The sequence below is a fragment of the Kistimonas ophiarachnellae genome (assembly GCF_057552235.1).
In genome coordinates this window covers 344,388-363,776 of sequence record NZ_BAAJPA010000004.1, presented here as the reverse complement: position 1 = coordinate 363,776, position 19,389 = coordinate 344,388, and the positions used below count along the sequence as shown (strand labels likewise).

The following is a 19,389-nucleotide window of genomic DNA, read 5'->3' as shown; positions in this document are numbered from 1 at the left end:
TCACTGAGGATTCCCTTACAACGCTAGAAAGCACTGCCTCTGACCAGTTACTGGCGACTGGCGGCTATCTTCTTTATGCAAATTACTCTAATCAAGGACAGCGCTTCTTCTTGGTTGCCATGATCAAGGAACATAAGGGCATGATGATTGATGACAATCTGAAGCCTATGGAGCAGCTCGAAATTGATCTGAGTAGGCTACATCAAGCAGCACGAATTAGTCATACCCAGTACAGCAAACATCTTGCTGCATTGGATGACAACACCGAAGAGGCAGGAAATATCAATTATCTCAGCTTTGTCAGTCCCAAACGCGGCAAAGATGCCTCTGACTATTTTGTGAAAGGATTGGCTTGCCAAACCGGCACATCTGCCAAACAAGCAACCGACGGCGCTATCAATGGGACAGCTGCTTTTTTTGACCGCAACCCTGAACTAAAAAAGAATCGCAAAAAAGCAAAGGAAGCAGTTACAGAGTATCTAAAGACGAGAATCGATGAAGGTCCGGTGACACTCGAGGCTCTTAGCCACGTTGTGCAGCCTTATTTCCCCCCAGAAAACAACCATCTGGCTGATGATTATCTTGCTTTACTTAACAGTGAAGAATTTCAGGTGCCACCAGAATTTACGGCCAACAGGGATGTCGTTCGCAAACATACAAACTTGAAGATAAGAAAAGAAGATGGATTCACTCTTGATATTGAGACTCAATACGTTTCAACTGACGATGAAGCCACCGTACGCTATGATCCGGTTGCCAATACCCTTACATTTAAGTTGAAGCACGTATACGGAGAGCTGCACGCACTTGCAAGTGTTGAGCAGCAGGAAACAGAAGAGGCGGCAGAAACCGAAGTTTTATAATGTCAAAGATGCCGACTGCACTCTTTAAAGATGTCGTAACCTTCTATCGTAGCTTGGAGAAACCAGCGATAGAGGGTAATGGTTTCTACGCTAAATTTACGGCTTCTGAAGAGCAGGCAAGCCTAATCGCCTCTTTGTGGAAAGCATCATTCCGATCTGCTAGCGAGGTTGGCCGATTCGACAGCCTCGTCATTAATTCAGTCCCCTACGACGCAGGCGATGACCTACCATCAGTCACAGGCTGCAAGGTAGAACTGGAGTATGCACTGCCAGCAGGTAGATCACATTTTCATCAAACTGCTCGTGATTACATCAAAAAATCCACTGCGCTGAAAAAGGGTGAGTTTGGTGGCAATATCTATATCGTTTGTGCTGATTATCTGCCAGGTGAAACCTCAAGCGATAGAGACATCATTAGACTACAAACGGCCTGTTCCCTCATCCAAGATTTGAAGGAACTCGCTCACTACACCAGTGATCAGCCTCAAGGCCTTCTTCTCGGTTTTGTTATCAAAGGAGCAAGTGACGCTACTTATGCGCCCTTTTCGCTAACAACTGAGTTTACGGACGAGGTTTTGACAGGGCCGGAAATTAACTGTGACTTGTTAAAAGGTATCGTAAAAGCCGAAACCTCTATGGCTCATCTGGAGGAACGTAAATGCATATTACGTGTTTCCCTAGCAGAGGTTCTTAGTAGCGTCAGCTCCAAAACGAAGAACGTGAATGATTTGATATCTCACTGGGATCAAATCATGGACACATATGACAAGAATTTTGAAACTTATATAAGCGGTTTTTCGTTCAGTAAGGCCCGTCAAGAAATCGCAGACAAACAAGCCGACATTGCAAAAAAACTCAGTGATGTTCTAACAGACTTGACAGGCAAGCTACTAAGTATACCTATATCTCTAGCTGTCCCTATTGCGCTCTTAAAGTCAGACTCCATCATGGATGGCATTATGTATAGTGCTGGCTCTTTACTTGTGAGCATAATCTTAGTCCTGGTCATCAGCACACGAGCTTTTCACTTCCATCAAGTTCGGCAATCTGCCAAGCTGATTTTTGATGGACTCTCACTTGATGGTCTTGATCAAGGCCTAATCCATGAAATAAAAACTGCAAAAGATCAGATCCATAGCCAAGTAACTCGTTTGAGACTATATCTGATATTTTTCCGTGTGGCAGCTTGGCTACCAGCCATATGCACTACGATTGCACTGCTCTATCAATTCCCTCCCGAATTGGGTATCTCGGATATCATCTCATGGATTTACAGCTAAATCCGTTTCAGGAGATGTCTTAAAAGTCGTTTAGAACCCATTCTGTACATTTTTTGTAGGAAATGTGGTTCCATCTCCCATCAGAATGTCTCAACAAGCTGCTATAGTGTCCTTTGAAATTCGTTGGTCTTCCTCTTCAGATCTCCGGCCATAGTGTTGACTATCCCATATGACCCGGTGGCCTTGGCAGTATTGCCCATGTCTGTCGTGTTGAATTCTGAAATAGTGGTGATCTGCAAGCATCCATCCCCCCTAAATTAGAGTTTTCCAGCTGCCCCAGTTGTTCTGCCAGACTGTCTTTGGTCTACCCGGTATTATCCTGTATCACTAGGTAATCGACAGAGGCCGGTGTAGCTAACAGCACACAGCAAGAACGGGATTGATTGAATTTTAAAAACAGCTTATCTAGCACTGATGTTGGTTTTATTAATTGTAAAGTACGCCTTGCCTGTCTTTTATAGCCCTACCTCTTTAATCCATCATTTTTAATATCTACTTCAATAAAACGCTTTGGAATCGGCGTTAGTTATTACCGATTCCAATTCACTTCCATTATCCCTGATGCAAACAATTAGGCAGGCAAGTTCAGGTATTCTGCCGCTGCAGCGGGGGTTGCCGCATCAAGGTATGGGACTTCCCCAAGGCAGGGAGCACCGAGTTCACCTTCCAGAGTGAGGGTATTTTCCACCAGCCGAGCCATATCCGGCGTTACCGAATTGGCCACCCAGCCGGCGATGGTCAGACCGTCCCGCCGAATCGCTTCTGCAGTCAGCAATGCATGGTTCAGACACCCCAGTTTCATGCCAACAACCAGAATAACCGGCAACTGCAGCATGCGCGCCAGATCCGCCAAGGTTTCCCGGGGATTCAGTGGTACCCGCCAGCCACCAGCACCTTCCAGCAGGGTGAAATCCGCCCGTTTCATCAAAACACCACGACAGATGCCAGCCAATCGATCAGCAGTAATCATTCGGCCAGCGTCCTGCGCAGCAATATGCGGTGCTATAGGAGGAAGGAAAGCGACCGGATTCACCTGTTCATAAGGCATCTCCATGGTCATAACCTGCTGCAGAGCCAGGGCATCGGCATTCCGCAGCCCCTCGGGGGTCTCTTCACAACCGGCTGATACCGGTTTGACTGCCGCTGTCGTCAATCCTTTCTGCCGTGCTTTCTCCAGCAGGCCACAACTCACCAGGGTTTTACCGGCATCCGTATCCGTTCCTGTGACAAAATACGCTTTAGGCATACAGTTTCCTGTTCAATCACCGGGGTTTGCGCAGCACGCCGTACACCACCTGATACGTCAGTGGCAGTCCAGCAGGCACACGTAATGTTTCATAAGCGTCGCGGAAGGCCAGTAAACGACGACGTGTCATCAATCCCTGCCGGGCCCCTTCCGTCACCGTATTCACACCAAGCGCCCGTAACTCTTTCAGCAGAACATTCACATCCGGGTAATGCAGTACTTCTGCCTGCTGTTTCAGGGAACCCGATTCAAAACCACTGGCTGCGACCTGCTGCGTCTGGACATCCAGAGTTTCGTAATGGTTTACATGGCTATAGCCATCAACTTTGCGCCAGGCCTGAGCAAGCTCGATCAAACTGCCGCTTGCCAGTGAAGAAAACACAAAATAACCACCCGGCTTCAGAATTCGCTGCACTTCCCGTAGAACAGAGGTCAGCGATTCACACCACTGGATCGCCAGGCTGGAAAACACCAGATCAAAACAGTCACTCGCAAACGGTAAAGCTTCAATATCGCCGGCACACCATGAAAACGCGGGTTCCGCCAACTGGCGCTGGGCATGCTGAAGCATCCCCATAGCCATATCCATGCCGACCACCTGCGCCGTAGGATAGCGCTGTTGCAGTTCGACTGTCTGGCTTCCGGTTCCCGACCCAAGATCAAGAACGCGTTCAAGCTCCAACGCGGATGGCAAGCCCAGCATGGCCTTGCGTGCCACAATCCGCTGCAACGTTGCAGCACTGTCGTATGTTTTGGCAGCCCGGCTGAAATTCTCCGCTATACGCTGCCGGTGTCGCGGGCAAAGAGCGCTTTCTTTGTATTGGATCATGCGTTCTCCCGCACCAGTTGATCGATATCGCTGACAATAATGTCAAGTGTTTCCAACCAGAAGGCATGCCCTCCTTCAACGGCTTTAATGGTGTGTGTTGGATAACGTTCAGATAACGCCTGGTTTAACGAAAACGGCACCAGGGCATCCTGCTCAGCAACCCAATGCGTTACCGGGCAGGTCAAATCCGCAAGCTGCGAGCGCGTATCTGCCTCTCGGAGTAATGTCAGAAGTGACGACAATTGTTCAACATCAGGTTCAGCATCGGCCAAAACCTTCCGAATAAATCTCACGGTTTCTCGTTGCTGCTCTCCCCCTTGAGAACAGAGCATGGCGAATTGTTTAAGTGTCTGAGAGCACGACACAGATACTCCATGCTCAAATTCAGCAAAAACAGTTTCAGACATCCCATCCTGCCAATCGTCGCGTTGTACAAAGCAGGGATTGGATGTCAGTGTCAGTAGTCCCTTAACCTGATGGGGATACATAGCGGCATATAAGGTTGCCAACTGTCCGCCCATTGACCAGCCCACCAGTACCACTGACTCTCCAGCCAGATAGTTGGATAAGGCATCAATCATTACTGGCCAACTGACAGTATCAACTGTCAGTCCCTGCTCGTTAAAACCCGGCAAGGAAACGACATTGACTGTATAACTGCCTGATAACTTATCCACCAGCGGCTGCATCACCCCGGATGGCATTCCCCAACCCGCGATCAAAACGATCCGCTGTTTCATACCGCCACCTCTGGTACTTTTCGAACAACTTGTTCCAAGGTCGTCAATAAGCGGTCAACTTGTTCCAGAGTATGTGCTGCACTGAATGTTACCCGTAAGCGTGCACTACCCTGTGGTACCGTGGGCGGCCGAATAGCGGTGACAAGAATACCGTTGTCCGCAAGCGCACGACTCATTGCCAATGCCCGGTCAGCCGAACTGACATCAATAGGCTGTATGGGGGTAGACGACGGCATCAAAGGAATACCAAGCGTTTCACAGCCAGCACGAAACCGTTGGATCAAAGTTGCCAGATGCTCACGTCGCCAGGATTCTTTACGCACGATATTGAGGCTGACACGGGTTGCCTCCGCAATCGCAGGCGGCATGGCCGTGGTATAAATGTAGGTTCGGGCAAACTGGACCAAAGTTTCTATCAACGCTTCACTGCCCGCCACAAAAGCACCGGCTGTGCCGAAGGCTTTACCCAGCGTGCCCATCAGCACAGGCAGGTCATCCTGCGATAAATCAAAATAATCTGCACAACCGCGACCTTCATTGCCAAGGCAACCAAAGCCGTGGGCATCATCCACCATCAACCAGGCATCGTGAGAGCGAGCCAGTTTTGATAGTTCACGTAGCGGCGCAATATCACCATCCATACTGAATACGCCATCGGTTACCACCAGCTTTCGGTGTGCCGTTGAGCGCATCAGCCGCTGTTCAAGGTTTTCACAGTCTGCATGGAGATAACGCTGGAAACGCGCACCGGAAAGTCGTCCTGCATCCAACAGAGAGGCGTGGTTCAGGCGATCCTGAAAAATAGCATCGCTAGTCCCCAGCAGAGCACTGATGACACCAAGGTTCGCCATATAGCCTGTTGAGAACAGCAGTACGCGTGAGCGCCCGGTGAAGTCAGCTAATTCTTCTTCCAGCTGATGGTGCGCACGGCTATGGCCAACAATTAAATGAGAAGCGCCGCCCCCTACACCGTAGACATCAGTCGCTTTTTTAAACGCATTGATAACGTCGGGGTGATTCGCCAGACCGAGATAATCATTACTGCAGAAAGCCAGACAACGCTGGCCGTCTATCATTAATTCCGGTTCCTGCGGTCCATCCACCAGCAAACGCTGCCGATACAACGACTGTTCACGGCGCTCGGCCAGCGCCGCCTCCAGCACAAAGGCTGTCATGGACTTAGGCCTGTGCTGCGTCGTAGAAGAATTCGCTATCTTGCTGAGCCTGAATCTGTTCCTGCAGCCGGGCTTCATGCTCAGCTTCAGACTGGCACTCTTCCCGTTCCTCCGGCTTGATACCCAGGCGTTTGAACAGTTGCATGTCTTTCTGGGCTTCAGGGTTCGGCGTGGTCAGCAGTTTTTCGCCATAGAAAATAGAGTTCGCACCGGCGAGGAATGTCAGAGCCTGCATCTCTTCATTCATATTCTCGCGGCCAGCAGACAGGCGAACATGGGACTTCGGCATCATGATCCGGGCTACGGCAATACAACGAACAAAATCGAATGGATCAATATCTTCCACATGATCCAGCGGTGTCCCCTCTACCTTGACCAACATATTGATCGGCACACTTTCCGGGTGTTCGGGCAGGTTAGCCAGCTGAATCAGCAGGTTGGCTCTATCACGAATCGTTTCGCCCATGCCCACAATCCCGCCGCTGCAGATTTTCATGCCGGCATCCCGAACATACGACAATGTTTGCAAACGGTCAGAATAGGTGCGTGTGGTAATGATACTGCCGTAGAACTCCGGCGAGGTGTCCAGGTTGTGGTTGTAATAATCCAGACCTGATTCAGCCAGCGCCTGTGTTTGTTCCTGGGTCAACTTACCCAGGGTCATACAGGTTTCCAATCCCAGCTTCTTGACGCCTTCCACCATCTTCAACACATAGGGGAAATCTTTCGCCGGCGGATTCTTCCAGGCGGCGCCCATGCAGAAACGGGTTGCACCGGCCTTCTTCGCCAGCTCCGCCTCTTCCAGCACCTTCTGGACCTGCATCAGCTTTTCCTTGTCCAGCCCGGTGTTGTAATGACCGCTCTGGGGACAGTACTTGCAGTCTTCCGGACAGGCGCCGGTCTTGATGGATAGCAGGGTGCTGACCTGAACCCGGTTCGGATCAAAGAACTGCCGGTGAACCTGCTGGGCACGAAACATCAGATCACTGAAAGGAAGGGAGAAAAGCTGCTCGACTTCATCAAGGGTCCAATCACTGCGGACCAGGCTATCGGTATTATTCATCGTGGCCTTCGGCTGTCGTCATTATCTGCTTCTGATGCCGTCCCGGTTCGAGCCGAAACCAGCGTTATGTCTCGCATTGTATGACGGCATGCGCCACTGTCAACCGACCCGGCATACCACAGGTTTACAGCAGGTTATTTATTAACCAGCAGAAATATTCACGCTTTTCTGCAGCCAGCCTGACTTTGTACCACACTGCTTGCTCAGCATGGACGATATGTGACCAACAATCCTTAGCAAGAAATAACATGATCCAATCCCTGAAACACAAACTGCAATCATTGATTACATTGTCCTGTCTGTTATGTCGCAGTGCCTGCCAATGGCCGGACAGGCTGTGTCGAGGCTGCATCGACAGCTTGCCCCGCATTCCTTACGCCTGCATGTTGTGCAGTGAACCTATGCCACACCGGGACGATGGACACCTGTGCGGTACCTGCCAGAAACAGGGGCGAGCCTTTGATAGTTGTACGTCAGCGTTCCTCTATCAATCGCCGGTATCGGACATGCTGCAACGTCTTAAGTACCACGACCAACTGACTTTCGCGCATCCGCTGGCCGCCCAGCTTGCCAACACGCTGCAGGCGCATTATCGCGCGGAACCTTTTCCGGAAGTCATTCTGCCCACTCCGCTGCACAGAAAACGGCTATTACAACGGGGATATAACCAATCAACCGTGCTGGCCCGCCATCTCAGCCGACACATGATGATTCCTGCCGACCATCGACTCTTGAAACGCGTTCAGGCAACCCAGCCTCAACTCAAACTGACAACCGATCAGCGACACCGCAATGTCCGGGGAACATTTACCTGCAAAAGAAACCGCTACCGTCACGTCGCCCTTCTTGATGACATTGTCACAACAGGCGCGACTGTCGAGGAACTCAGTCGATTGCTGAAACGCCAGGGTGTCAGGCAAGTCGATGTCTGGTGTGTTGCCAGAACACCTGCCGGCTAACATAACCACTGACAAACATGAATTAAGACTGCAATAAGACAACCCCAAGGTTTAGACTTAGCACACCTTAATACAACCTCAGGATGTCCGAATGAGCAATGCTATGCAGAACCATCCCTACGACCCACTCACTCCCGATACGGTGCTGGATGCGGTCGAGTCTGCGGGCATGCGAACCGATGCACGGATACTGGCACTGAACAGCTATGAAAACCGGGTGTACCAGGTAGGGCTGGAAGATGATGCACCGGTTATTGCCAAGTTTTACCGTCCGGGTCGCTGGACCCGCCAACAAATCGAGGAAGAGCACGACTTCACCATGGAACTGGCAGACAATGAGCTGCCCGTGGTTGCGCCGATGCAACTCGATAACGGCAAAACATTGCATGAATACAATGGTTTCCTGTTTTCCCTGACGCCTCGCCGTGGTGGCCATGCACCAGAGCTGGATAATCCGGATCACCTGTTCCAGCTGGGTCGCCTGATGGGTCGCATCCACAAGGTGGGTGAAACCAAACCATTCACCCATCGACCTGGCATCACCCTTCAGCGTTTTGTCATCGACAGCGTTGCCTATCTACTGGATAACCAGTTTATTCCTGAATCCCTGCTGCCCGCTTATACCACACTGACCAATGACCTGATTGAAAAGCTTGAGCAAATCAAGCAACAGTACAGCTACAACAACATCCGCCTGCACGGCGATGCCCACTGCGGCAATATCCTGTGGCGCGATGAGTATTTCCATTTTGTGGATTTTGACGACTGTGTGAACGGCCCTGCCATTCAGGATTTATGGATGTTCCTGTCCGGCGATCGCAATAATCAAACGGCACAATTATCAGAGTTGATGGATGGCTACGCGGAATTCAATGATTTCAATCCGGTGGAACTGAACCTTATCGAATACTTCCGTACGCTACGCATCATTCACTACAGCGCCTGGTTGGCCCGTCGCTGGGATGACCCGGCTTTCCCCATGGCCTTCCCCTGGTTTAATACCGAGCGCTACTGGGCAGACCATATCCTTGAATTGCGCGAGCAACTTGCTGCCCTTGATGAGCCTGTACTGACACTCTATTAACGTCCCTTTTCACTTCCGGACAGCCCGGAAGCAGCATCGTTTGCAGGCATCTATGCTTAAGACCTCCCTTGAACGGATCAGGTGTAACATAGATGCTTTCCTGTCGAACGCTTATTTCTGCCGCACTGCTCACCTTGAGCCTCAATCTCAGCGCCGATATCCAAAGCTTTCAGGGTGTCTGGAAAAACCAGCGTGGTTCAATACTGGAACTGGGTAATGTCAACGCTGAACAGAATGTCATGAAAGGGGTTTTCCTGGCAGCGGTAACCATCACCCCGGAGTGCATTCATTTCCCACTGCCTGTCCTGGCCACCATCAATGATAACGCGTTGGCCATAATGATTAATTTTCAGCCCTGTGGCTCGCCGACTGTCGTTTCCATTTCAGGCTATATGACAGAAGACGGCCAACTTGAAACACAATGGGTCGCCAGGAAAAAAGGCGAAGACAACATTTCCTCCTGGTTTTTTAACCGGGATATTTACACACGTATCGATACCACGGATTAACATCTGCGTTTTGATGGGTCACTGCACCCATGCATTGACCCATGGAAACCCAATCAGCAGGAGTGTTGCCAGAAACACAACGGCCATAATAAAGCCCAGTTTCCAGAAAGTTCCGGCAGGGATAAAACCAGATCCGTACCAGATCGGCCCGGGACCCGCCGCATAGGGCGTGATCACCCCCATCAATCCCAACGTAAAGCAGAGCAACAGGCTGAGCTTCATCTCAGACAACCCGGGCACCGCTGTCGATAATTGAATAAACACAGGCAATAAGGCCGTGACATGGGCCGTGATACTGGCAAAGAAATAATGCAGGACAAAAAACAGGACAACCATCAACATCATCACCAGCCCCGGTGAGTAGCCCTTTAACAGAACACCTGCTTCACCGCTGAACCAGTCAAGAAAACCCGTTTGCCCGAGCCCACCGGCCAGCGTCACCAGGGTGGCAAACCAGATCAGGACATTCCATGCCTGCTTGTTGCCAATAATGTCATCCCAGCTCACTACACCAGTCAGCATCATCATGCATAGCACCAGCAAACCTACCGTCGTGCTGTTCATCAGGCTTCCGCCAAATATCCACAACATCAACGCCAACAGGGCCAGTAAAGCCATCTTTTTCTCAGCGCCACTGAGCGGGCCGAGCGCAGCCAACTCTTTTCCCGCCCAATCGGGAATGCTTTCAGACAATTTGATTGTGGGCGGACAAATCAGGTAACTGATCAACGGCACCAGCAGAAAAAGAATAATGCCCACTGGTAGAAATCCCGTGAACCAAAGCATCCAGCCAATTTCAGTACCGAGCAGCTTTTCAACAATCGATATAGCCAGCAGGTTTGGCGCCAGCGCGGTCAGAAACATGGAGCTGGTAACACAGGTTGCAGCAAACCCGGTCCAGCAAAGATAGCGTCCGATTTTTTCAGGTTCCTGCTCAGGCGTTGAACCGTAGATTGCCGGCACATTATTCACGATGGGAAAAATAGTGCCGCCACTGCGCGCCGTATTGGATGGGATGAAAGGCGCCAGTACAAGATCAGCAAGGGCGACGGCATATCCCATGCCCAGACTTCTTCGTCCCAGCGTCTTAATCAGAAACAGTGCAATGCGACGCCCAAGACCAGACTTTTGATATCCCAACGCAAACATGAATGCCACAAAGATCAGCCAGACCGTACTGTTTTTAAATCCCGACAGTCCCCAGTTAATTGCGGCCTTGGCTGTCACCTCGACACCTGGTTCTACTGCAACCAACCGAAACACGACGGCGACCACAATACCAATCAGACCTGCTGCAGCTGCCGGAACCGGTTCAAGCACCAGCGCCACCACCACACCAAGAAACAACGCAAAATAGGACCAGGCATCGGATGACAAACCATCAGGAGCGGGAATCAGCCACACGACAAACGCTGCCAGCAATGGCAACAGTTTACTCACCATGGATAAAGACATGGGCATACCCTGACAGTAACACCTACAGATTCATCCCTGGAGCCGAACCATCCAACGCGTGCAAGGGGGGCGGTCGAACACCGCCATCCCTTCCGGGGCAAACCGGAATTGACTGACAGTGTAGTCGCACAAACCGGATTTGAAAGGTTTACGAAATGCCCTGCTGAATAATGATTGCTTAAAACAACTCACTTTTCTCCGCATTTGTCATTAATCAATCCACCCCTGTTAACAAGCAGGAAACTTTTTCTTTAAGTAACAATCTTAAGTACTGAGCTTATGTAGTGAATCAACAAATAACTGACAAATCCGTCAGCCACCCAAACGGGAAACAGACAGTTATTCACTGTTTACCATTTTATAGCTGAACTGATATTAATGATGATTGACAAGCAAATTCAAAAAGTGCCGAGCGTGGAACGTCTATGTTTTCATCACCAATGACCTCAGGCGCCATCCCCAAACGCCCAACAGGAGGCGGCAGCGCAACAAGCAGCAGAAAAACGGCAATACCTCACTCTGCATCGCTACCACTGACAACATCTGATTTCATCGTCACCAGACTGCCTGACATTGCAAAAACGATGATTGATCTGACCGTCAACCTGCTTCCTGAACAACGCCAGCTTGATCTCGAAGGAGAAATCGCTGCGAGTCTGAAAGATAGGCATATTTCCCGCAGTCCACAGCCACAGCCTTTCCTGACAAGGCTAAAGCGTTTTTTTTCTGTCAGACCTCGCCACAGCACCATGCATTCACAATCATCCCTCGACAGCACAACCAGCCAATCAAGCGATACAAACAGACAAACATCATTTTCTTCGGCAAGGCATCCTTTCATTCTACAGGAAACCTACCCACACACGCTTGGGGACAATTTTATCAAAACGTTGTCCCATTTCCTTGAATCCGAATTCTATCAACAGACACAAAGCAACAGCATCGACCGCATTTCGGTACTGAAAACCATTAACATCGCATACATCAAAAACAGCCCTCGCTTAAGCATCATTCAAAAAACAATACTGGCCGTATTTTTAAAAAACGCTGTCGAGATAAACACTAAAGCCATGGAGGTCGCAAAACTACTAAAAATCAAAAAAATACCTTTTATCCATGATCATTATGACGAACTATTCCCTATCATCATGGATGGCAAATACCGTTTGATTGGTCGCCATGCCATGGATATCAATCCAGACTATATGCCTAACTTATTGGACGGCCTGACTTATGCCATAGAACATTGGCAGGAGGTTTTCTTAAGCATCACAACAAAGTCAGCGGAAGCCGCCATTGAAATCCTGTGCAATATAAACAAACTGGCTGGAGGCTCAGGTGAACTTTATTATACCGGCTTAACGATTCACCTAGAGGATGTCGACTCCTTTTCTCCGGCCGGCCTTCAAGATATGCTGGCTAATGCTATCACTACGGATGAGGCGCTATTAGTACTTCGGCTAGCAGGCATAGCCCCCTCCCCCCTCAGTAATAAAGCTTCATTCAATAAACCCGGGGATCTTAAAAAACTGTGGAAACTAACAAGAACCGGAAATAAAGAGCTGTGCTTAATTCTGAATAAGCATACTAAAGACAAACTTAAATATCATACCTCAGAAGCCTTTAAACAATATTGTCAGGCAATCTCAACTTGCTTTTACAGGGGAAAATCGCTTTTACAGGCAAGTTTCCCGGAGTTAATGACCAATACCCGTATAAAATTTTTAAGAAACCTGTCCACGTTGCGTCCTTTTTCTGAAGCTTTGCCTCAGACCCTGATAATTTTTGATTTTCTGCTTCGGATTATTCACGGAGAATCTGCCAATAAGATTCCCGTCAGCGTTGAGGACTACCCATGCTTCACGATATATGAGTTGTTTCATAGTGAAAAAAATAAATCAACACAACGCGTATACAGGGTAATACCGGCTTATTTCCACGCAGAAGAAACAGAGATGGCCAACTACCTCATGCAATTCCCCTGTTTACTAACGCCCCATAACAAGCAGGAAACATTATTGAATCTGTCCTGTGAAATTGATCAGGCGCTTATTGCTGCCTTTTACCAAAACAATGTTACTTACTGCAGTAAACTTATAAACGCTGGCGCGAATATTGCCAAAATAAATCAATCAGTCAAAAAGAAATCGGGACTGGCGCTGCTACATATCGCAACCCAAAAAGAATGGTGGCCAATGTTTTCGCTTCTTCTCCGTGCAGGTCTTGACCCTGAACAAAAGGACAATTCAGGCAATACGGCCCGGTCATATGCCTGTAAAGCAGGTCATGATCCCATTTTTTGCGTCTTGCTGGAGAAAAGCAAGGCTCCGCAATCCGAGGCGGCTCAATAGAATAGTCATGCGCAGTGATGTGCCGTATCCATGACCCGGCAGCAACAGGTGCTTTTATTGCCTGAATCCAGCGGTATTTAACCACAAACCCATCGACAGGTATCGACGGGCATTTACAGTAACCCACACAAGAAACACACAACTCCTCCTTCACAAAAACACAAAAAACAGAGAGAAACCACTACTTCAATAAGATCATGCCGAGGCACACTCACAGGTTATCCCGAGGGTTTTTACCAGTTTCACACTGATAGACTTCCGCCAACCTCCCACATTCCATTTTTAAAAGCCTGAGAGGACTGGATGCAGAAAAACACAAGACTACCGACAATCACGCAGATTATTATTTGCCTTGCCGGCTTTCTTGGCCTGGCGTTTTCCTTTACCTCCCTGCTGAATCTTCCCATTCAGCTCGCCCTCTATATCGCCTGGTTTATCATCATGGCGCTGGGCATCTGGCTTGGCCATAACTACAACGATCTCGAAGAGGCCGCCACCCAGGGGATTTCCAAGGGGATGGGCGCCATCCTGATTTTGATCGCCGTAGGCGCACTGGTCGGCACCTGGATTGCCGGCGGCATTGTGCCCGGGATCATTTACTACGGCCTGAAGATCATTCACCCCTCCATCTTCCTGCTGGCCACCCTGATCATCTGTTCCGTGACCGCACTGTCCACAGGGACTTCCTGGGGTGCGGCCGGTACTGCCGGTATTGCCATGATGGGTATCGGTGAAGGTCTGGGTATTCCGCTGCCGCTGGTTGCCGGCGCTGTTCTGTCCGGCGTTTACTTTGGTGACAAGCTGTCTCCGCTGTCTGACAGTGTGATCCTGGCCTCCAGTATGTCCGGCGTGGAAACCTTTGAGCATATCAAGGGCATGCTGCCGATCAGCCTGACCAGCTATGTTCTCACCGCGATCATGTTCACCTTTGCCGGTATGCAGTATGGCGGCAATGTGGATATGGCACAGGTTCAAACCGTCATGACGGCTCTGGAGCAGAGCTTCAACATCAGTCCCATGGCCTTTGTACCGGTAGTGCTGGTAATTGCCCTGCTGGCTAACAAGAAGCCGTCCTTCCCGGTCATCAGCTTTGGCGCGGTACTGGGTGTCGTCTGGGCCATCGCCTTCCAGCACAAGGATCTGATCTCTGCCGTGCAGAGCGCCTGGAGCCCGTTCACCATCACCTCGGGTGTTGATTTCATCGACAACATCCTGAGCCGTGGTGGCATCGCCTCCATGCTGGGCTCCGTCGCCGTCATCATCTTCGGCCTCGGCTTTGGCGGCCTGCTGGATCGTGTGGGCATCCTGCAGGTGATTGCCGACAAGATGAGCGCATTCATCACCAACACCAGCAACCTGACGGTTTCCACCCTGTTCACGGCATTCCTGGCAAACATCTTCGGCAGCGCCATGTATGTATCACTGATCCTGACCCCTAAGATCATGGTCAAGAACTACGACCGTCTGGGTCTGCACCGCAAGATGCTGTCCCGTAACGCCGAATTCGGTGGCACGCTGACCAGCGGCATGGTGCCCTGGAGTGACAACGGCATCTTCATGGCCGGTGTACTGGGTGTTCCAACCCTCGCCTATCTGCCGTATATGTGGTTGAGCTTTACCTGCATCATTCTGACTATCGTGTTCACGATGATGGGTAAATTCATCAGCACAGCGTCAGAAACACCAGCCGTAGCAAGCACTGACAACTGCTCAGCAACCGCAACAATCAGCTAACCCCTCCCCCGGCGGGCGCTCCAATGGAACGCCCGTCAGTTAATCTACGGATTGCACTATCCGTAAAACCCTCTATAAAGAGCGCCCAGCCCGACTCAGCTCTGCACCCTGCACCTGGGTACCCGGTATTGTTATTTCAGCCTTACTTCGTAGCGAGGGCGCCATGAACACAAACCGTCTCTTCAAGGCATGCCTGCTGGCCACTGCCCTGCCAGTACTGACTGCTTCCGCCAATACAGACAAGAACCTGTATATCTATAACTGGAGCGACTTTATCGCACCGGAAACCGTGCCGGCTTTTGAAAAGCAAACCGGTATTGATGCAGTGTATGACGTCTATGACAGCAACGAAGTACTTGAAGCCAAGCTGCTCTCCGGTCGGACGGGTTACGACGTTGTCTTTCCTTCTCATGACTTCCTGGCACACCAGATCAAGGCCGGCGTCTATGCCCCGTTAGACAAGTCCAAGTTGCCTAACTACAAAAACATGGATCCCCAGACCATGAAACTGCTCGATTCAGTGGATCCGGGCAACCAGTACGCCATCCCTTACCTGGCCCAGACCACGGGTATCGGTTACAACCCTGAGAAGGTGAAGCAGTACCTGGGCAAAGATGCACCGCTCGACAGCTGGGCGCTGATCTTTGAACCCGAGAATATGAAGAAGCTCTCCAAGTGCGGCGTCGCATTCCTGGATGCCCCCACTGAAGTGCTTCCCTCAGTGTTGAAATATATGGGCAAGGATCCCAATTCCCATAACCCGAAGGACTACAAGCTGGCGGCTGAAAAGCTGGCCAAGGTAGCTCCCTACGTCACCTACTTCCACTCATCCAAGTACCTGACTGACCTGGCCAATGGCGATATCTGTGTCGCGCTGGGCTGGTCCGGTGACATGTTCATGGCTGACGAACGCGCCCATGATGCCAAGAACGGTGTCAACGTCGCGTATTCCATTCCCAAGGAAGGTGCGCCCATTTCCTACGATGTCATGGCGATTCCGGCCGATGCCAGCAACAAGGAAAACGCCTATCGCTTCATTAATTTCATGATGGAGCCCAAAGTTATCGCCGGCGTGACGGACTATGTCTACTTCGCCAACCCGAACAAGGCAGCCACCCCGTTTGTCGATGCCAAACTGCGGGATAACAAGGGCGTTTACCCACCTGCAGAAGTCGAGCAAAACCTGTTCCTGTTCAAGCCGCTGCCCAACAAGGTCAAGCGTACCATCACCCGGGAATGGACCCGCCTGAAAACCGGAGCCTGAAGACCGGATTTGAACTGCCGATAGCCATTTAGGCGGAGCCGCCAGAGGAAGGTCGCTTCGCCGTCTGTTGCCCATGGAGGGGCTGCAGGATCCAACCTGAACCACTGACCCCGTGGTTCACTGGCAGCAGGGATAGCCATGACAATCCAGAGGGATCTTAGGGATTTCAGCATTCTTGTCGTCGCAGAGCGAGAATTACTGCGGCGGATTCTGATCTGCATGCTCAAGGGTGAGCGCTGCGCCCGGATACTGGCCGTGGAAAGCGCCCAGGGCGCCATTAATGCGCTGCACCGGGACCATTTCCACCTCATGCTTTGCGATCAGGCCATACGCCCGGATGCAACCGACCTGCTTTACCAGGTTCGCTCGGGAAGAGCCGGCTGTGTTCGTGACATTCCTGCCGTTTTATTGACACATCGGGACAAACCCGGCCTGCCTGATATGGCCAGTGTCCTGCAAGTCCATAGCTGCCTGACCCGACCGGTCACCTCCGACCAGTTACGCGATGCCATTATTGATGCGGTCGAAACCCCCGTCGCCCTGCGCGAACCGGAAGCCTATCGCGTGGTTGTTGAACCACCCTCTTTCCTGGGAGGGGAACGATGAACAACAATCCCTCCGAACTGATCGTTATGGTTGTTGAAGAGCATGATTTTCAGCGGGCCGTGGCCGTAAAAGTGCTGGAGGAGATCGGCTGCAAGCAGGTATTAAGCGCCAACAGCGGACAGGATTGCCTGGAAAAGATCGTCAACTACCCGGAACCGGTCAACATCGTCTTCAGCCAGCTGGATATGACGCCCATGGACGGCATTGAGCTGCTCCGCCACCTGGGTGAGCAACAGCTTTCAGAAGCGTTCGCGATCGTGGATGTCATTGATTTTGCCGTTCTTCGTACCCTGGAAGATATGGCGGAACAACTGAGCCTGAATATCCTTGGCAACATTGAGCAAGCCTTTACCCGGGACTGCGCCGAAATGCTCGTTGACCGGTACTTTAACGTTCACCGCACAAAACATCCGGATACCAGCAGCAACCCGCTGACCCGGCACGATATTATCGAAGGGCTCACCAGTAACCAGTTCATGACCTGGTATCAGCCCAAGGTCTGGATTGAAAACGGTGAATGGTTCGCGGCCGAGGCCCTGTCACGCTGGCTGCACCCTGACCATGGCATGATTTATCCGGATCAATATATCCCCGTCCTGGAAGAGATGGGGGTAATCGACAAGCTCACCTGGCACCAGATCCATGTGATTGCAGAAGATCTGCACCGCTGGCTCAACCTGGGCAAGAAAATAGCCGTCTCAATCAATATCTCACCTTCGATGCTCGATGATCGTTCGCTGGCCAGCAAGCTGGCAGAGGTCCTGGACCACTACAATATTGGCTATGACCAGCTGATCCTTGAAATCACCGAATCCATGCTGATGGAAAACCTGGCCCATAGCCTGGAAACCATCGCCCGCATGAAACTCAAAGGTTTCACGCTCTCCATGGATGATTTTGGTACCGGTTATTCCAGCCTTCATCAACTGGAGCGGATGCCCTGTTCAGAGTTAAAGCTCGATAAATCGCTGGTTACCGGCGCCTACAAGCACCCAACCCGAAAAATCATTCTGGAATCCAATATCGAAATGGCGCAAAAACTCGGCATGAAAACCGTTGGCGAAGGCGTGGAAACCGCCGACGACTGGTTTCTGCTGGAAGAACTCGGCTGCTCCATCGGTCAGGGTTACCTGATTGGCAAATCCATGCCTGCCAGCGACCTGTTCACCTGGGCGACAGACTGGAATACCCGCTACCAGCAAATGATGGACGACAAAGGCTGAATTCACAGGCCGCCAGGGTATTCATTCAGCCACTCTCCTTGCCGTGTCCGCAAATGCCGAAACGCAGCGAAAAACTGTTCAAACTTTAACCTTTCACTATTGCGTGACGCTCTCTCCTTCTCTAGAATGCGCGATTCTTCTGTGAAGTCCGGAACTGGCGTTTATGTCAGTTCCAACTCCTTGCCTTACCGGAATCGGGCTTGTCCCGGCGCCTGGAAGGCTGTTTAACCCGTAAGGAGCTACAATGCGTCATTACGAAATCGTATTCCTGGTACATCCGGACCAGAGCGAACAAGTACCTGCCATGATCGACCGTTACAAGAAGGTCATCGCTGAAGGCAACGGTACTATCCACCGTCTGGAAGACTGGGGCCGCCGTCAACTGGCTTACCCAATCAACAAGATCCACAAGGCTCACTACGTCATGCTGAACATTGAGTGCGGCAACGATGTACTGACCGAACTGGAAAACACCTTCCGTTTCAACGACGCCGTTCTCCGTAGCATGGTTATCCGTCGCAACGAAGCGATCACCGAACAGTCCATCATGATGCAGCAAGAAGAGCGTCGTGACGACCGTCGCGAAGATCGTCGTGAGCGTCGTGAAGACCGTCGTGAGCGTACCGAAGAAGCCGCTGAAGCACCTGCTGCTCCTGCTTCCGAAGAGTCCGCTGAGTAATCCGTCGCGGATTATCACACTGTTACGAATAACGTTCTGAAAAGAACCATTTGAGGAGACGTCGTTATGGCACGTTACTTCCGCCGTCGGAAATTCTGCCGTTTTACCGCTGAAGGCGTACAGGAAATTGATTACAAGGACCTGAACACCCTGAAGGCGTATGTTACCGAAACCGGCAAGATTGTACCCAGCCGCATCACCGGTACCAAGGCTCGCTACCAGCGCCAGCTGGCCACTGCGATCAAGCGTGCGCGCTACATCGCACTGCTGCCGTTCACTGATCGCCACTAAGCGGGTTCATCGCCCGTTGTTCGGGCGGGTTTAATCCC

Annotated in this window: 18 protein-coding genes; 12 read left to right on the top strand and 6 right to left on the bottom strand. The window is 50.9% G+C overall.

The genetic code is table 11. The features are described from left to right. The coding region (locus AC27K1_RS07195) for a nucleoid-associated protein (RefSeq protein WP_487149419.1) at positions 1-863 on the top strand (863 nt) is incomplete at its 5' end. Continuing rightward, positions 863-2,143, top strand: coding sequence for a hypothetical protein (locus AC27K1_RS07190; protein ID WP_487149418.1), 1,281 nt, complete (start codon positions 863-865; stop codon positions 2,141-2,143). The genes AC27K1_RS07195 and AC27K1_RS07190, both read left to right, overlap by 1 nt. A 571-nt stretch (positions 2,144-2,714) precedes the next feature. Here the strand turns inward: AC27K1_RS07190 and bioD are convergent. From bioD to bioB, 5 genes are read right to left on the bottom strand one after another with little or no spacing between them, the layout of a single operon-like run. Next, positions 2,715-3,389 (bottom strand): dethiobiotin synthase, encoded by a 675-nt coding sequence (bioD, locus tag AC27K1_RS07185; RefSeq protein WP_487149417.1) that lies wholly within the window; start codon positions 3,387-3,389, stop codon positions 2,715-2,717. 16 nt (positions 3,390-3,405) lie between these two features. Then, positions 3,406-4,218 (bottom strand): malonyl-ACP O-methyltransferase BioC, encoded by an 813-nt coding sequence (bioC, locus tag AC27K1_RS07180; RefSeq protein WP_487149416.1) that lies wholly within the window; start codon positions 4,216-4,218, stop codon positions 3,406-3,408. Continuing rightward, positions 4,215-4,958 (bottom strand): alpha/beta fold hydrolase, encoded by a 744-nt coding sequence (locus AC27K1_RS07175; RefSeq protein WP_487149414.1) that lies wholly within the window; start codon positions 4,956-4,958, stop codon positions 4,215-4,217. Before AC27K1_RS07175 ends, bioC begins: the two co-directional genes overlap by 4 nt. Beyond that, positions 4,955-6,133 carry an 8-amino-7-oxononanoate synthase gene (gene bioF / locus AC27K1_RS07170; protein ID WP_487149412.1) on the bottom strand — a complete coding sequence of 393 codons (1,179 nt, stop codon included), beginning with the start codon at positions 6,131-6,133 and terminating at the stop codon, positions 4,955-4,957. The genes AC27K1_RS07175 and bioF overlap by 4 nt, the downstream gene beginning before the upstream one ends. Positions 6,134-6,137: 4 nt before the next feature. Further along, positions 6,138-7,196, bottom strand: coding sequence for a biotin synthase BioB (bioB, locus tag AC27K1_RS07165; protein WP_487149411.1), 1,059 nt, complete (start codon positions 7,194-7,196; stop codon positions 6,138-6,140). A gap of 248 nt (positions 7,197-7,444) precedes the next feature. On the opposite strand from bioB, the gene AC27K1_RS07160 reads away from it, so the two are divergent. The 3 genes from AC27K1_RS07160 (at position 7,445) to AC27K1_RS07150 (ending at position 9,748) form a co-directional block, all read left to right on the top strand. Continuing rightward, positions 7,445-8,155: a ComFC family protein gene (locus AC27K1_RS07160; protein WP_487149409.1), complete on the top strand. Its 711-nt coding sequence runs from the start codon at positions 7,445-7,447 to the stop codon at positions 8,153-8,155. 91 nt (positions 8,156-8,246) lie between these two features. Then, positions 8,247-9,239 carry a serine/threonine protein kinase gene (locus AC27K1_RS07155; RefSeq protein WP_487149407.1) on the top strand — a complete coding sequence of 331 codons (993 nt, stop codon included), beginning with the start codon at positions 8,247-8,249 and terminating at the stop codon, positions 9,237-9,239. 92 nt (positions 9,240-9,331) lie between these two features. Further along, positions 9,332-9,748, top strand: coding sequence for an avidin/streptavidin family protein (locus AC27K1_RS07150; RefSeq protein WP_487149405.1), 417 nt, complete (start codon positions 9,332-9,334; stop codon positions 9,746-9,748). A gap of 18 nt (positions 9,749-9,766) precedes the next feature. Here the strand turns inward: AC27K1_RS07150 and AC27K1_RS07145 are convergent, their stop codons facing one another. Further along, positions 9,767-11,203, bottom strand: coding sequence for an anion permease (locus AC27K1_RS07145; protein WP_487149404.1), 1,437 nt, complete (start codon positions 11,201-11,203; stop codon positions 9,767-9,769). Between the two features lie 425 nt (positions 11,204-11,628). Here AC27K1_RS07145 and AC27K1_RS07140 point away from each other — a divergent pair, with 425 nt between their 5' ends. From AC27K1_RS07140 to rpsR, 7 genes are all read left to right on the top strand, one after another. After that, on the top strand, positions 11,629-13,554 hold the full coding sequence (locus AC27K1_RS07140; RefSeq protein ID WP_487149403.1) for an ankyrin repeat domain-containing protein: 1,926 nt from the start codon (positions 11,629-11,631) through the stop codon (positions 13,552-13,554). 303 nt (positions 13,555-13,857) lie between these two features. Then, entirely contained in the window at positions 13,858-15,288 is a 1,431-nt protein-coding gene (nhaC, locus tag AC27K1_RS07135; RefSeq protein ID WP_487149401.1) for a Na+/H+ antiporter NhaC, read from the top strand. A gap of 163 nt (positions 15,289-15,451) precedes the next feature. Beyond that, positions 15,452-16,552, top strand: coding sequence for an extracellular solute-binding protein (locus AC27K1_RS07130; protein ID WP_487149400.1), 1,101 nt, complete (start codon positions 15,452-15,454; stop codon positions 16,550-16,552). A gap of 138 nt (positions 16,553-16,690) precedes the next feature. Further along, positions 16,691-17,158 (top strand): hypothetical protein, encoded by a 468-nt coding sequence (locus AC27K1_RS07125; RefSeq protein WP_487149398.1) that lies wholly within the window; start codon positions 16,691-16,693, stop codon positions 17,156-17,158. Further along, complete coding sequence (locus AC27K1_RS07120) at positions 17,155-18,381, top strand: EAL domain-containing response regulator (protein WP_487149396.1); 1,227 nt, start codon at positions 17,155-17,157, stop codon at positions 18,379-18,381. Before AC27K1_RS07125 ends, AC27K1_RS07120 begins: the two co-directional genes overlap by 4 nt. Positions 18,382-18,625: 244 nt before the next feature. After that, a complete protein-coding gene (gene rpsF / locus AC27K1_RS07115) occupies positions 18,626-19,060 on the top strand; it encodes a 30S ribosomal protein S6 (protein ID WP_395180041.1) in 435 nt (144 codons plus the stop codon). Between the two features lie 66 nt (positions 19,061-19,126). After that, entirely contained in the window at positions 19,127-19,351 is a 225-nt protein-coding gene (gene rpsR / locus AC27K1_RS07110; RefSeq protein WP_487149394.1) for a 30S ribosomal protein S18, read from the top strand. Positions 19,352-19,389: the final 38 nt, after the last annotated feature.